Source organism: Myxococcus hansupus, from assembly GCF_000280925.3.
Taxonomy (GTDB): Bacteria; Myxococcota; Myxococcia; order Myxococcales; family Myxococcaceae; genus Myxococcus; species Myxococcus hansupus.
This window is the reverse complement of record NZ_CP012109.1, coordinates 7,477,595-7,492,530: the sequence shown is the minus strand read 5'-3', so window position 1 is coordinate 7,492,530 and position 14,936 is coordinate 7,477,595. Positions and strand designations below refer to the sequence as shown.

12 protein-coding genes are annotated in these 14,936 nt (G+C 70.7%); 6 read left to right on the top strand and 6 right to left on the bottom strand.

Annotation, left to right across the window (positions count from 1 at the left end; translation table 11 throughout):
* Positions 1 to 215 precede the first annotated feature (215 nt).
* The 4 genes from A176_RS29255 to A176_RS29240 are packed head-to-tail and all read right to left on the bottom strand — an operon-like array spanning position 216 to position 4,735.
* Positions 216 to 1,781 (bottom strand): mucoidy inhibitor MuiA family protein, encoded by a 1,566-nt coding sequence (locus A176_RS29255; RefSeq protein WP_002635694.1) that lies wholly within the window; start codon positions 1,779 to 1,781, stop codon positions 216 to 218.
* 15 nt (positions 1,782 to 1,796) lie between these two features.
* Positions 1,797 to 3,893, bottom strand: a complete 2,097-nt coding sequence (locus tag A176_RS29250; RefSeq protein ID WP_002635695.1) for a mucoidy inhibitor MuiA family protein — start codon at positions 3,891 to 3,893, stop codon at positions 1,797 to 1,799.
* A gap of 36 nt (positions 3,894 to 3,929) precedes the next feature.
* Complete coding sequence (locus tag A176_RS29245; RefSeq protein ID WP_002635696.1) at positions 3,930 to 4,466, bottom strand: metal-dependent hydrolase; 537 nt, start codon at positions 4,464 to 4,466, stop codon at positions 3,930 to 3,932.
* Between the two features lie 35 nt (positions 4,467 to 4,501).
* Entirely contained in the window at positions 4,502 to 4,735 is a 234-nt protein-coding gene (locus A176_RS29240) for a hypothetical protein (RefSeq protein WP_002635697.1), read from the bottom strand.
* Between the two features lie 100 nt (positions 4,736 to 4,835).
* Between A176_RS29240 and A176_RS29235 the strand changes: the two genes are divergently transcribed.
* Positions 4,836 to 5,378, top strand: a complete 543-nt coding sequence (locus A176_RS29235) for a MarR family winged helix-turn-helix transcriptional regulator (protein ID WP_002635698.1) — start codon at positions 4,836 to 4,838, stop codon at positions 5,376 to 5,378.
* Positions 5,379 to 5,399: 21 nt separating this feature from the next.
* Here the strand turns inward: A176_RS29235 and A176_RS29230 are convergent, their stop codons facing one another.
* On the bottom strand, positions 5,400 to 6,464 hold the full coding sequence (locus A176_RS29230; protein ID WP_002635699.1) for a polysaccharide lyase family 20 protein: 1,065 nt from the start codon (positions 6,462 to 6,464) through the stop codon (positions 5,400 to 5,402).
* Positions 6,465 to 6,894: 430 nt separating this feature from the next.
* On the opposite strand from A176_RS29230, the gene A176_RS29225 reads away from it, so the two are divergent.
* The gene (locus A176_RS29225) at positions 6,895 to 9,639 is read left to right on the top strand and encodes a CHAT domain-containing protein (protein ID WP_002635700.1); all 2,745 of its coding nucleotides are present in this window, start codon (positions 6,895 to 6,897) and stop codon (positions 9,637 to 9,639) included.
* 27 nt (positions 9,640 to 9,666) lie between these two features.
* On the opposite strand, the gene A176_RS29220 is transcribed toward A176_RS29225, so the two are convergent.
* Positions 9,667 to 10,674 carry a cupin-like domain-containing protein gene (locus tag A176_RS29220; RefSeq protein WP_002635701.1) on the bottom strand — a complete coding sequence of 336 codons (1,008 nt, stop codon included), beginning with the start codon at positions 10,672 to 10,674 and terminating at the stop codon, positions 9,667 to 9,669.
* Positions 10,675 to 10,835: 161 nt separating this feature from the next.
* Here A176_RS29220 and A176_RS39435 point away from each other — a divergent pair, with 161 nt between their 5' ends.
* From A176_RS39435 to A176_RS29205, 4 genes are all read left to right on the top strand, one after another.
* A complete protein-coding gene (locus A176_RS39435; RefSeq protein ID WP_193409809.1) occupies positions 10,836 to 11,000 on the top strand; it encodes a hypothetical protein in 165 nt (54 codons plus the stop codon).
* Positions 11,001 to 11,134: 134 nt separating this feature from the next.
* On the top strand, positions 11,135 to 11,695 hold the full coding sequence (locus A176_RS29215) for an RNA polymerase sigma factor (RefSeq protein ID WP_002635703.1): 561 nt from the start codon (positions 11,135 to 11,137) through the stop codon (positions 11,693 to 11,695).
* Positions 11,692 to 13,098: an anti-sigma factor gene (locus A176_RS29210; protein WP_002635704.1), complete on the top strand. Its 1,407-nt coding sequence runs from the start codon at positions 11,692 to 11,694 to the stop codon at positions 13,096 to 13,098. Before A176_RS29215 ends, A176_RS29210 begins: the two co-directional genes overlap by 4 nt.
* Positions 13,099 to 13,290: 192 nt before the next feature.
* Positions 13,291 to 14,919, top strand: coding sequence for an acetate--CoA ligase (locus A176_RS29205; protein ID WP_002635705.1), 1,629 nt, complete (start codon positions 13,291 to 13,293; stop codon positions 14,917 to 14,919).
* Positions 14,920 to 14,936 lie beyond the last annotated feature (17 nt).

The window sequence follows — 14,936 nt, the reverse complement described above, 5'->3', positions numbered from 1 at the left end:
GACCGGAGGTGGGTTCTCACAACGTACCGCGAGTCCTGCAACAAGGAAGGCGACGTTTGCCGCACGAGCCCTCGCCGGCCTTGATGGCGGCCGGGCTCCTTCCTTGTCCTCGGATAAAGCATCCGCTGTGCCAACGGAGGCTTCACTCGGGCACGGTGTGAAGCGGCCCCATCCGGACGGGGCAGATTGCCCCGGTGAGGGGCAGGATGCCCCGACTACAGCCCCTTCGTTTCGTAGCTGGAGGGCGTGTCGACGTGGAAGGCGAAGTCCACGGTGCGCTTCTCGCCTGGGGCCAGCTTCAGCTTCCAGGTCGCGATGCCGTCGTCGGCCTGGAGCGCGTAGCCGCCGGTCGTCATGGGCTCCAGCGCCACCTTCACGTCCTCCAATTCGGACACGGGGTAGTGCTCGGAGAGCTCCACCTCCTCCGGATGCGCGCGGAGGTTGTTCAGTGTGAACTGGTAGGCATAGCGGAAGCGCTGCGTGCCCTTGAACAGGCCTTCGGGACGCTGAAGCTCCTCCACCACGCGGCGCTCCACGCGCAGGCCCTCTTCCACGCCGAAGGTCAGCTCGAAGGGGGCGCCCTGCGCCACGTGCTCCAGCGGCTGACGCCCGATGAAGCCCGCGCCCCGGTAGAGGTCCACGTCGCCGGGGAGCAGCGGGAAGGGCGCGGCGTTGTTCACGCGGGCCACGCGAAACACCACGGGGTGCAGCTTGGGGATGGTGCGCCAGTTGAACGCGGCCTTGAGGCGGGTCTTCGCCACCTGCACGCGCACGGCGCTGTCATCACCGGGGATGCTCACGGGCGTGGGGACCACGAGCTGCACGGACAGGCCCTGCGGGATGGCTTCGAGTCCGTTCGAGCTCGAGGAGCGGGCGGCGCCACCGGCCTGGGCGTGCTGTTGCTGCTCGTCGCGGCGCACGAGCACCCGGCGATGATTTTCCCGCTCCTCCGCGGACACGGTCAGCGGCTGGATGGTGGGAAGCGTCGCGTCGCGCTGCGGCTGCGCCGTGGAGAGCACCAGCTTCGCCCCCGCCCAATCCTCGCCGGTGGCCTGTCGCACCGTGGCCAGCGTCGCCAGCTCCACCGTCTGGGCGTTCTCCGACGCGCGGGCCTCGTAGGACGGCGTCCAGGAGACCTGTCCCACCAGATAGGTCAACTCCACGCGAGCCCGGGTGCCCTCGGGGCAGGACAGGCGCACCTCCACGCGGCGCTCCGTGCGCTCGGCGTCGAGCTGGAGGGCCTCCAGGTCGGCCTCCACCTGGGAGCGCTGCGCTTCGATCGCGCGCTGTCTGGCGCTCAGCGCCTGGTGCTCGGTCATCGCGCGCTGCCGCACGGCCATCGCCGCGTCGAAGGCTGCGGCCCAGGCGCGCGTGTCGGGCTTCGCCGCGGTCAGCTCCCGGGTGACGCGGTCCACGGCGACGTCCGTGTAGCCCGTGGCGAGTGCCTTCAGGTCATCCGCGCGGGCCTCCGCGTCGTCGAGGACGGTCGCTTCCCGCTGGAGGACGTCCTGGCGGGCCTCCAGGAGCGCGCGCTGCTCGCGATGGAATTCCTCCCGCGTGTGCTCCTCGCTGATGAGGCCCTCCACGGTGGCGCCGATGGCGCGGGCCCGCAGGCTGTCGGCCGCGGCGGCCAGGGGGACGGCGTCGAAGCGGGCGGTGGTGGGGCCTCGGCAGTTCACGGTCTGCTCGCGCGTGACTTGCGCGCGGTCCGGGTACACCACGACGGTGGACACCTTGGCGGACGCGACGAGCGCCCACAGCGTCAGGGACAGGGCAGGCATGGTTCGGTCCTCGGCTTACTTCTGGTGCAGGCGCCAGCCCTTGGGGCGGCTCAGGGTGTACTGGAAGGAGATGAGGGACTTGCTGGACGGAGGCACCGTCACGTTCCACTGGAGCTTGCCGGTGGCCGCCTCGGGCTGGACGGCGGGCACGGCACGGACCAGCGTCACCTCCACCTTGCCGTCGGTGTTGAGCGGAAGCTGGTCCATCACGCTCACGGGCAGGGGGAACGGATAGGGATTGGGGACCTCGAGGGTGACTTCGTAGGTGCCCACCTCTTCCTTGGAGATGAAGCCCTTCTCCGCCTCGACGAGCCGCACGTTGCGGGCGCTGCGCACCGCGCGGTCAATGCCCATCGGCAGGGTGAAGGTGTCCCCGGGGACGATGGTCCCCAGCGTCGCGGTGCCGGCCGGGTCGGTCCCCACGTAGAGCGACGCATCCCCGCCAGGAAGGACAGTCCGTGCGGGCCCTTGGAGCGTCGCCACGAGATACGCGTTCTGCGAGAGCGCGGGGAACACCTGTCGCTCCACCTGCACGGGCCAGGACTCCGAGACCAGGGGGATGCTGCGCTCGCCCTTGCCGGTGAGGAGCGTCTCCAGGCGTTGCGAGGTGAAGGTGAGGTTGTAGCCCCCCGCGACGGCGACGGGGGACCCCGGGTCGAACGTGGGGGGCCGCCACGCGGGTGGGGGTGTCAACGCCACCGATTGCTGAGGGATGGAGCTTCGCGGGACGAACTGCACGTCCACGTTGACGCCGGCCATATTGGCGCCGACTCCGATGGTGGGGGCGCCGCCCACCACCACCACTTCTTCCAGATGCTCGGGGAGCAGCTCCGCGTTGACGCGAATCGTACGGGACGGTCGGAGTGAAATCTGGTCGCGGGCGTACGTCTTGCTCCCCTCGCGCTCGAAATGCAGGGTGTAGAGACCCGAGGGGAGTGCGGGGATGCGGTACTCACCCCGTGCGTTGGTCTCCACCACCTGTTCTCCCTGGAGGGAGGACGAGGTCGCGGTGACGACCACGTGGGGGAGCGTCTGCCGGGTCCGGGCGTCGAGGACGCTGCCCATGAGCGTGCTCAGGCGTCCTTCGTGCTGCGCCTCCGCGTCTCGCGCCTTCGCGGGTTCCGGTGGCGTCTGGGGCCGCTCTCCCGCCATCACGAGCAGCCGCGCGCGCAGGACCTGCTCGGGGGAACTCGTCGCCCGGAGGTTGCTGGCGGGCGCGGCTGGCGCGGGCCGGAGGGCCTCCCGGTGCTGGGGCGGCGAGGGGATGAAGCGCTCCCGGATGCCCAGCTTCCATGTCGTGAGCCGCGGCATCGCGGTGGCGTTGGCGGGAAGGGCGGTGCTGAGCGTGAGCCGCGCGCCCTCCCAGTCCTCCCCTGTCTCCTGACTGACGCGGCCGTAGAAGGCCATCTGCATCCGCTGTGACTCGGGTTGGAGTTGCAGCTCGTAGCGGGGGTGCCAGCGGGCGCCGCGGGTGAGATAGGTCAACTTCACCTTCGTGGCGCCTTGCCCGGCGAGCGTCGCGGCCACCTCGAAACCCTGCTCGCCAAACGTCTTGCCCAACGCGGCGGCGCGCACCTTGTGCTGCTGCTGTTGCTTCCGGAGTGTCTCGGCTTGGGCTTCCAGCGCGCGTATCCGCGCGTCGAGTCGGGCCAGGGTGTCCACGAGGAAGGAGGCGGCGGTGCTCCATCCGGAAGGATGTGCCTGGGCCCGGGCTGCCTCGCCGTCACCTGATACCTTGGGACGCACCCTCCGGAGCGCTTCAATCTGGGCCTGATGGACATCACGCTCGGCGTCGAGGCGCGCGAGCGCGACGTCGAGGTCCTCCATTTGTGTGATGAGCTTCCGGGCCTCGTCTTGGGAAAAGGCCTCGCCCTTCACGGCGCGCACGTCGACGTGGGACACCTCCGCGCCCTCGGCTTCGACGCGGACGGAGTCGATGTCCGTGCGCTGGGGCAGCCGGGGGAAGGCCACCCGCTGCGAGCCGTGGACCGTGACGCTGCCGGAGCGGACCACTTGCGCCTGGTCGCTGTAGACAGTGACCGACGTGACGGGGGCTTCGAGCGTCGCGCCCAGCACGCTCGCTGCCATCAACCCGATTCCGAAGATGTACATGCGTCCATGGTGAAATGGGACGCAACGACAATCACGTCATGGTTTGAACATGGATTGCTCACGAAGGAACCGGCGCCGCAGTGTGCGCGTGACCTCCGCGTCCCACCGGGCGGAGAACACCTCCACGAAGGTGCGGCGGTAACGCAGCGCGCAGGCCAGACACAGCAGCGTCACGGCCAGCCCGATGACCGCGTTCTGCCAGGAGGCAAGGTCCCACTGCCCCGTCCAGAACCACTGATGCATGCTCGTGGGCCAGAAGTAGAAGATGGGCCACCCGGGTCCGCTGCCCGCGAGGTCACAGAGCAGGTGCAGGTGGAAGGTGCCCAGCGCCAACAGCGCCACCCGGAGCCGCTGCCGCGCCAGCGCCGCGCAGACCGCCGCCGTGACGAGGGCGCCCACGTACCCATGGAAGATGACGTGGTGATAGCGGAGGTAGGCGTCTTCGCTCACGAGCAGCGTGAGCCCATCCAGGTCCGGCGCCAGCCCCGCGCAGGTGACGAGGATGCGGTCCCTGCGCTCGCGCAGCCCCTGCGCCGCGAGCCAGGCCAGCTCGGCGTGGACGATGGGATTCATGGTGCCCGCAGCCTACGCCACGCCGCGCGCCTGTTTCAGGCGGGCACGGGGGATTGCCGCGGCGTGCCGAGCAACTCCAGGGTGCGCACCGCCACATCCGCCAGCGAGGCGGCGCACGGATAGCAGCCGCCGCCGCAGCAGCCGGGCCATTCACCCTCCGGGTCTCTCAGCAGCGGGTACACGCAGCCCCGCAGCGAGTCCGGCACGCCGGCTTCCTCGCACGCCCGGCGCAAGGCCGCCTGCACGGTGTCATCCTTCACGTCCAGCACGGGCTGTTCATAACGCCAGCAATGCCCGGCGCCAGGGCCCCGGCGCGGCCCCACCTTTCTCGTTGCCTAAAACCGTTAGGCGCCTTACGAGGTCATGGCCGTGCCGACCCGACCTTCCCACTCCTCGACCCCCGCGGCTGGACCTCGCTACGAGCGGCTCCGGCGTCTGGCACAGCGTTTCCCCGAACTGGACGCGCGCGCCATCGAGACGTGCATCGTCCTGCTGCGGGCCTCGCATGACCTGTCGGGCGCCTACGAAGCCCACCTGGGCCGCCATGGCTTGTCACTGGGGCGCTTCACGGTGCTGGTGCGCCTGTACTCCACCGAGGACGTGGAGAGCGCGGGGGCGCTCACGCCGGCGGACCTGGCGGAGAGCTCCGGTGTCAGCCGCGCCACGATGACGGGGCTGCTGGACACGCTGGAGAAGGATGGCCTCATCTGCCGTGAGGACCATCCGGAGGACCGGCGCATGTACACGGTGCGCCTCACGCCCAAGGCCCGGCAGTTGATTGAAGACATGCTGCCGGACCACTACCGGCGCATCGCCGCGTTGATGGCGCCCCTGAGCGACGAGGAGCACACCACGCTGCGCGCGCTGCTGGCCAAGGTCTCCGAGGGGCTCCACCTGCTCAAGGAGCCCTGACTCGGAGACCGGTGACGCGGCTCAGCGCTTCGTGTGCGCGCGGGCCTGGGCCACCTTGCGGCGGCGGGCGAACATCGCGCTCAGCGAAAGCAGGCCCACCGCGGCGGTGAACGGCACGCTGCCCGTACCGGAGGCGCTGCAGCTCTGCGCCTGGGGCTCGCCCAGGGGATTCTCGGGCGTGATGGTGCCCTCGCGCGTGGTGACGCCCCAACGGTTCTGCGGATAGGCGACGGGCGTCTCGGCGGTGGGGGCGTCGGGCGTGGAGGGCTGCTCCGCCGGGAGGTCGGTGGGCGCTTCCGGCTCGGGGAGCGTGGGCTCGGAGTCCGGGAGCGTGGGCTCGGGCTCGGTCGGCGCGGGCTCGGGGGCCGGCGGGGGCGGGGGCGGCATCACCGCCGCCAGCGTGGACGCCATGATGAAGCCGTCGTGGTAGACGCTCGCCTCGGGGCGGATGGCGTCGTCACGGTAGAGGCCCAGCTTCAGGTAGTTCAGCTCCTTGCCGAACTGCGTCGCGATGTGCGTCTTCTTCACGACGAGCTGCCCGTTGTGCCAGAGCTGGACGAAGCCCGTCTTGGCATCCGGCGACCACTTCACCTCCAACACGAAGTCGTGCCAGTCACCGCGCTTCATCGGCGAGGTCCACAGCACCTTGCCCTTCGAGCCGCCCACGCGCATGAACAGCTCCTCGTTGCGCGCGTAGAACTCCAGCGGCGGAGAGCCGCAGCAGCCCGACTGGTGCCACTGCGCGAAGACCTGCCAGCCGTCGTCGAGCGGGTAGTTCGTCGGAAAGAGGGTGCTCCACTTGTAGTACCAGGTGGAGTTCACCTTCTCCTGGCTGATGTAGAGCAATTCATTGCGGTTGCCGCTGGCGCCAATGGGGTCATCGCCCTGACGCACCGTGGCCTTCAACGCGTAACGTCCCTCGCGAACGACATCCGTCACCACCTGGAGCCGGCTGTTGGCGACGCTCTGGCTGCGCGTCCACTGCGAGGTGTTGCCCGTCTCGAAGTCACCTTTCCATGCGACGTCCGCGGTGGCGAACGTGGGAATCAGTGACATCAGGGCGGCAAATCGAAACAGCTCCGTCAAGCGAGGTCCTTTCGTTCCAGGTTGGCGCAGTGGGACACTCAGGCGGACGTGCTACTTCCCGCTCGTGCCCTGTTGGAAAACCCTCGGGCCTGGGGGCCCTCGCCGTCTCTTCCGGGGGGCGGGCTGGCGGACGGGCCACTGGCGTCACGCTGGCTTGGAGCCGCAGGGAGACAGTGATTCCGAAGGGATGCGAGCCTGGCCTGCACTCAAGGTTTTTGGCGCAAGCCGTCTCCAGGTGAGGTTGCCTGGTTCACGGCCTGACCACCCGGCGCCCTGTGGGCGGGTGGCCGGTGAGGAGCGCTGAAAATGCGGAGAAAATTCACGCGATGACAGCCGCTCGAACCCCGCCAGAAGTCGGTGGGGATGGATTGATGGTGTACAACGCGGTGGTTGGGCGGCTGGTTCGGGGGATGGCGCCCGAGGGGGCAGCATGTTGAAGCCGGCGTACGACAAAGTCCTGGTCCTGGCGCTGGCCACGCCCGTGTTGGTGTTGACCGTCCTGCTTGCCCGCACGCCCTCCAAGGGAAGCGGAGCGCCCGTCTCGCCGCAGTTCTGGACGGAGCGCCGCGCCGCGTCGCGCATCGAGGCCCGGCTCACGCATCCGGAAGCAGACCTCTACCGGCGGCGGACTTCAGCGGGCGGCTGCCCCGTTCCTCCCGAACCGATTCCGCTGCGAGACCTCGCCCGGCTGGAAGAGGCGGGGGATTTGTCCGGAATCGCGGCGGCTTATGCCCTCCAGGGTGAGTGGAACCAGGCGGCCTCCTTCCTGGAGCGCCTGCCTTCCTCCCCGGACCGCGACAGTGATCTGGCCGCGGTGTACCTGGCCCGGGGCTCCCATGAGCAGGCCCTGCGCTTGCTGGACGGCGCGCTGAAGGCGCAGCCGCGTCATGCGCAGGCCATGTGGAACCGCGCGCTCGTGCTCCAGGAGATGGGGCTCACGATGAAGGCGGCGGACACCTTCGAACAGGTGGCGCTGCTGAATGAGCAGGGCTGGAGCCAGGAGGCCAAGGCCAACGCCCGCGAGCAACGCGACGCCACGCTGGAGCGCGCGCGCCGGTGGAAGGAGGCGCGGGACGCCACGCTTGCGCTGGTGGATGACCCGCGGGCGCCCCTTCCGCTGGAGGCGGCCCGGAAGGACCCGGGCGTCGTCCGTCAGGCCTTCTATGAGGCGGTCCGCGCTTCGCCTTCGAAGGAGCGGGTCCTGGCGCTGATGCCCCTGGCGCAGGAGCTGGACCGGGGGCATGGCGGCTCCACGCTGGCGGACTACATCAAGCGCGTGAGCGGCCGGAACTTCACGCGCCGCGGCGAGCTGGCCCGCGACTACGCGTCCCTGGTGCGGGGCAAGCTGGACCGGCCGGACCGGCTGCTGGAGCGCGTGCAGGCCTCCGGCGAGGACGACCTCTTCCTGGGCACGGCGCAGCATGCGCGCGCCACGCGCCGGTTGCTGACGCAGGTGGTGGAGCGCGCGAAGCGCCAGAACGACCCCTGGTTCAACCTCTACATCGAGCGCGAGGAGGCCATCCGCGAGACGGCCGAGGGCAAGTGGTGGAAGGCCGAGCAGCGCTTCTTCAACGCGCTCCAGCGCTGCCGCGAGGAAGGGCTCTCCGCGCGCTGCGTCGACCTGGAGCTGCGGCTGGGCATCCTCTACGCCGACCTGCAGCGGCTCACCGAAGGGGAACAGCACATCCGCACCGCCTGGTCCTGGGCGCGCCAGTTGCGCGAATGGGACATGGAGTTCACCGCGCTGGAGGTGCTGGCCGCCATCACCCGCTCGCGGGGGGATTTCGCCAGCTCGCGCGCCTATATCGAGGAGTGGTCCGCGCGCGGCCGTGGCAACTGCGTCTGGCCCCGGGAGAACCTGGCCCACGCGTACTATCTGGACAACCGCATGGACGACGCGCGCCGCGAGGTGGACGCGAACGCCGCGTGCGAGAACGAGCCGCTCAGCCTGCTCTTCGCCGTCAACCTCGCGGAGCTGTCACGCACCCGGCCAAAGCCCGGGGACGAGGCGCTGCTCCAGCGCGCGTTGACGTGGGCCAATCACAGCAATCCCATGCCCAGCGATGCGGTTTACGCCCGCTACGTGGAGGGCCGCTTCCTGCTGGACGCCGACCGGACGCGGGGCCAGGCCTTGCTGCGGCAGACCCTCACCGAGGCGGAGGCGCTGTCCCGTGGGGACTCGCTGGCGCGCGAGGCCTGGGCGCTGAGCTACTCCTCGCTCGTCACCGACGCGGGCAAGGCGGGGGAGTACACCCAGGCCCTGGAGTTGATGGCCGCGCAGCTCGGCACGCCCGTGCCTCAGCGGTGCGCCCTGGCTGCGGCCGTGCACGGTGAGCGCACGGTGTTGGTGGCGCGGGGGATGGCGGGGGAGGTGCTGGGACACTACGAGTCGGACCGGCAGGGGCCCTTCAGCCGCGTGGACACCTCGCGCCTGGTGCCGGAGCGGCTGCGCCAGGCCCTGCGGGGCTGTGGGCACGTGGACGTGCTGGCGTGGCCTCCTGTCTTCGGGCGCACGGACCTGCTGCCGCCGGATGTGGCGTGGAGCTTCCGGCTGGGCCGCACGTCGCAGCCCCGCGCCACGCCCACGGCGCGGCGGCTGGTCGTGTCCAGCGTGGACGCGCCCGCGCTGCTCCAGCTTCCGCGGCTGCCCCCGTGGTTCCCCGCGCAGGAGCAGGAGGCGGTGCCGCTGCAGGTGCTCTCCGGCTCGGACGCCACGCCCGCGCGGGTGCTGGCGGACATGCGTGACGCCACGGAGATTGAAATCCACGCCCACGGCATCATGGACCCGTCGCTGTCGGACGCCTCGTTGGTGGTGCTGTCCCCGGAGACGAGCGGCCGGTACGCGCTCACTGCGGACGTGGTGCGCCAGCAGAAGCTCACGGGCGCGCCCATGGTCTTCCTGGCCGCGTGCAGCGCCGGCCGTGCGGCGAGCTCCACCACGAGCCACGAGCCCTTCAGCCTGCCCGCGGCCTTCATCGACGCGGGCGCGCGCGCCGTGCTGGCCTCCACGGTGGACATCCCGGATGCCGCTGGCCGCTTCTTCGACGGGGTCCGCCGCCGCATCCGCGAGGGCGCGCAGCCCGCGGTGGCCCTGCGGGACGAACGCCGGCGTTGGTTGGACCGGGACCACCGGGCCGGGTGGACCCGGCATGTCATCCTGGTGGAGTCATATTGAGGGGGCGGCGGCCCGGTACACAGCCGCCTACTGCGGGGTCCTCAGGTGCGTGTTTCCTCCAGGGAGCTGGAAATGATGGAAGGTGACGGAGGCGCTCACATCCAACGCGCGCACCCAGTGCCACCAGCCCACGGGCAGGAAGAGCATCTCACCCGGCTCCACCACGGCCTCCAGGACGGTGGCCTCGCCGTACAGGGGGAATCGCGCCGGGTCGGGCAGCGCCGCGTCCACCTCGCTGAAGGTGCCGTGGCGCGGGTAGACGAGGTGGCGCTGGAAGGACGGCACCAGCCGCACGTGCTTGCGGCCCATCACCTGCGCCAGCAGCACGTTCATGTTGTCATGGTGCAACGGGGTGACGGTGCCCGGCGGGCCCAGCAGCAGCGTGGTCATGTCCGGCCGCAGCTCCGGGTCGATGATGCCCGCCGGCGCGCGGATGTCCTCGCGCAGCCGGGCCAGCCCGTCGCGCTTCCAGTTCTCGTTGCGGGGCACCATGTAGAAATCGTTCGTCTCACCCGCCGCTTCCACCCGGCGCACGTACTCGCGCAGGGACACCACCTGGCGGTGCTTGTCGGGTTGCGAGGCGTGGTCCGGGTTGGTGTTTCGCCCGGACATGATTTCCACCTCCACGTCCCCGAAGCGCTCGCTGAAATCCGAAAGCGACCAGCGGCGCATGGCCGGCCAGTCCTCCATGTGGCCTTGCAGCACCACCGGCCGGTGGCCGAAGTAGTAGCGGGAGAAGAACTCCTCCGGACTCAAGTCCCGGCGCTTCTCCAGCCGCACCTCGCCCGACTGGCGGTGCAGCTCCGCGTAGAGGTCCGCCAGCGCCTCCAGCCACTCGTAGCGCCGGCCAATGCGACGCGCGCCCGCCACGTAGGGGTGCGCCTGCGCCGCGGCAATCTCCTGCCGTGCCAACGCGTCCTCCACGCCCGCGTTCACCAGCACCTGCCGCGCGTCCTCCGTGCTCACGCCCAGGGCGAGGTTCTCCGCCAACCAGGTGTGCCATTCCAAAGCCAGGCGCGAATCTTCCCTGCTCATTCAGAACTCCGTGAATTCCGTGTCGCAAGCCGCCCAGTCAGATGCACGGGGTTGGCGCGTGTCATGATAAGGACTGTACGTGTTGTCCGTATCACCCATGTCTGCTTTCAGCCCAACCCCACTACGAGGTGCGAGCGCCCATGACGCCCGTTGAATCCCTCATGGCCGGTAGCTTGGATTCCGAGTCCGGCGAAGCCCACGTGAAGAACACCTACGTCAACTGTGACACGGCCACGGTCGCCCCGCGGAAGCGGCTCCCGACGCCCCCTCCGGCGGTGCCCCCGCTGGCCGGGCCAGGGCAATCCAGCGCCAGCCAGGTCCGCTGATCTTCAGGCCCGGGCGGGATTTTCCATCCTCCCGGGCATTTTTCTGCCCGGCTCCCTTCTTTTTCTTCTCAAGGATTGGAGCGACGCGCGTCTTTGACTGGGAAACACGCAGACGCGCATGTGAGTGGGGCTTCATGTCGGACCTCTTCAACCGGGAACGGAGGCGCTTCGAAGCGTTCATCCGTCAGCATCGGCCCAGCCTTCTGGGGCTGGCCCGCCGGTTGTGCGCCCGCTCCAGCCTGGAGCCGGACGACCTGGTCCAGGAGACCTTCGAACGGGCGTTGCCGGAGTTCGGTCATTTGAAGGACCGGACGGACTCCGCGGCGGCCGCGTGGCTGTGTACGACGATGACGAACCGCTTCCTGGATTACTGCCGCCGCCAGCGGACGGAATCCCGGGGGTTGCCGCACCTGGCGCTGGTCCAGGACATGGCGGGTTCACCGGCGGATGCCCAGGAGAGCTGGGAGCTGGTGAGCACCGACGCGTTCCAGAAAGCGGTCGAGCGGCTGAAGCCTCACCTGCGTGACGCCTACCGGCTGCACGCGGAGGGCAAGCGCTACAACGCCATCGCCGAGCATTTCAATGTTCCCGTGGGCACCGTGGGCAGTTGGCTCACCCTGGCCCGCAGGGATTTGAAGGAACTGCTGCTGCCCCAGGTGGCGGTAGCCCGGGAGCAGGGGGCCACGAGCTCATGAATACGCCATGCACCAAGCTGCACCTCTTCGTGGACGGTGAGCTGTCCGCTCCCGACGCGGAGGCCTTTCGCCAGCACCTGTCTCGCTGCGCCGAATGCGAGGCGGGCCTGCGGGATGTCCTGCAACTGGAGCTGCTGGCCGCCCGCGCGCTGGGGGGCGCGGAGCACGCGGCCCCGGAGCCCGTGCCGGAGAAGGTGACGCCGCTGCGGCCGTGGCTCCAGCGCGCCGCCCGCGCGGTGGCGCCGGTGGCGCTGGCCGCGGGGTTGGCGGCGGTGGGCGTGTTCCGTTACCAGGTGCCGGCGGAGGCTCCCGCCGACGTGTGGCTGGCGGGCGCGGACTCGCGGACCCTGGAGGCGCGGCTCAGCCATCCGCAGGCGGACCGCTTCGTTCCCTACGAGCCCATGCGCGGCACGTCCGGCGCGGCGAACCCGCTGCCGCTGCGGCCCCTGGCGGACCTGGAGGAGCAGCAGGACTTCCGCGGCATCGCGGCGGCCTATGCCCTGCGGGGCGACTGGCAGCAGGCGGAGGCCTTCCTGTCGCGGGCTCCGGCCTCGGCGGACAAGGACAATGACCGGGCGGTGGTGGCCCTCAGCGGGCAGCGGTGGGAGGAGGCGCTGAGCCTGCTCGGCGGCGCGCTGAGCCAGGAGCCCCGGCACGCCCAGGCGCTGTGGAACCGCGGGCTGGCGCTCCGGGGGCTGGGGCTGCTGAAGCAGGCGGAGGCGTCCTTCCGTGACGTCGCCTCGCTGCCGGGGCAGGAGGCGGGTTGGAAGCAGTCGGCGGAGCGGCGCGCGGAGGAGCTGCGCGCGCTGCGCGACGCGGAGGCGGCCCGGTGGCAGCGACAGGTGCGTGAGACGTGGGGGCAGCTCGCGGAGGGTGGCGCGGAGGCGTCGTATCTGGCGGCGCAGCAGCCCGCGGTGGCCCGCGCGGCGCTGTACGAGGCCGTTCGCGCGGCGCCCTCGGCGGACGCGGTGTCCGCGCTGATGCCGCTCGCCACGGCGTTGGACCGGCTGGGCGGCGGCACGGTGCTCCAGGACTACGTCCGGGACATGGCGGCGCGTGACTTCAGCGTCCGCGCGCCGCTGGCGCTCGACTATGCGCGGCTGATGAAGGGCGAGCCCATGCCGGGCCTGCTGGAGACGCTGCGGGCCTCGCAGGAGACGGACCTGTACGTCGGCGCGCTGCTGCACACGGGCGCCGCGGCGAAGGACGCGGAGGCGCTCAAGGCGCTGCAGCGGTATGCCCACGGCGCCAGGGACCCCTGGCTGAACCTCCTGGCGGACCGGGAGCGCGCGCGGGGCGAGGACGCCGCGGGCCGCGCGGCCACCGCCGAGCAGTTGCTGTTGGCCACGCTCCGCACCTGTGGTGCCTACAACACGCTCTTCCCGTGCTCGGAAATCAACTGAGGTAGCGCGCGTGCCCTCCGGGGCGCGGCGAAGCAGCGCGAAGGCCGGCCCGTGACAGGGCCGGCCTTCTGCTTTTCCGGGAGGCGAGCGGGCGCGTGTCCGGCATCGGGCGATGGGGGGCCTGACGGCGGACGGGCCGTGGACGGCGTGGCAGGCTCGGGCGTCCGGTTCCCCCTGTCAGGAGTCCGCCGCATGCCGCTGTCGCCCCCTCGGAACATGAAGGACTACGAGGCCACCCGCCGTGACTTCCGGTGGGAGCGGCCCGAGCACTTCAACTTCGCCGCCGACGTCATCGACCGGCACGCCGCCGAGCGCCCGGAGGCGCTGGCCCTGCTGTGGTCCGACGAGTCGGGGCAGGAGCGGCGCTTCACGTGGGAGGCGCTGCGGCGGCACTCGCTCCACGCGGCGCGCTTCCTGACGGGCCAGGGCCTGCGCCGCGGCGACCGGGCCTTCATCATGATGCCGCGCGTTCCGGAGTGGTGGTTCCTGGTGCTCGGCTGCATCCGCGCGGGCATCGTCTTCATGCCCGGCACGCCCATGCTCACGCCCAAGGACATCCGCTACCGGCTGGAGGTGGCGGAGGCCCACGCCGTCATCGCGGACGTGAGCTGCCTGGAGCGCTTCGACGGCGTGGTGGGGGCGGGGAAGGTACGGACCTGGCTGTCGGTGGGCGAGGGCGCGCCGTCGCCGTGGACGCGCTACGTGCCCGGCGTCGCGGACGCGTTCGCGGACTTCGAGCCCACGCGCGCGGATGCGCCGATGCTCATCTACTTCACGTCCGGCACCACCGGCATGCCGAAGATGGTGCTGCACACGCAGGCCAGCTACGGACAGGGCCACGTGATTACCGGGCGGTACTGGCTGGACCTGACGCCCGACGACCGGCACCTGACGTTGAGCGACACCGGCTGGGCCAAGTGCGCGTGGGGCAAGCTCTTCGGGCCGTGGAGCCAGGGCGCGTGCAACGTCGTCTACGACTTCCGGGGCCGCTTCGAGCCCGCGAAGCTGCTGAAGGTGCTGGAGTCGCAGCGCGTCTCCACCTTCTGCGCGCCGCCCACCGCGTGGCGGGCGCTGGTGCTCCAGGACTTGAAGGACTTCAACCTGTCCGCGCTGCGCCACACGGTGAGCGCCGGCGAGCCGCTCAACCCGGAGGTCATCGACTCGTGGAAGGCCGCCACCGGCCTGCACATCCGCGAGGGCTACGGGCAGACGGAGACGGTGATGGTGGTGGGCATGTTCCCGCCGGTGGCGCCACGCGTGGGCTCCATGGGCAAGCCGTCTCCGGGCTTCACGGTGGGCGTCATCGACGAGTCGGGGCAGGAGGTGGCGGACGGGCAGGAGGGCGACATCGCCGTGCGCGTGTTCCCCGAGCGGCCGGTGGGCCTGTTCCAGGGCTACCTGGGGGACGACGCGGCCAACGCCGCGTGCCGGCGCGGCGACTGGTACGTCACGGGGGACCGGGCCGTGCGGGACGCGGACGGCTACTTCTGGTTCGTGGGGCGCGCCGATGACGTCATCAAGACGTCGGGCTACCGCGTGGGGCCCTTCGAGGTGGAGTCCGCGCTGCTGGAGCACGACGCGGTGGCGGAGTCCGCCGTCATCGGCGTGCCGGACGCGAAGCTGGGCCAGCGCGTGAAGGCCTTCGTGGTGCTGGCGCCGGGGCACACCGCGTCCCCGGCGCTCGCGCAGGCGTTGCAGGAGCACGTGAAGCGCACCACGGCTCCGTACAAGTACCCGCGCGACATCGAGTTCGTCACCGAGCTGCCGAAGACGGTGAGCGGGAAGATTCGCCGCGCGGAGCTGCGCGCCTCGCAGACGTAGCGGGCGCGCGTCCGCCG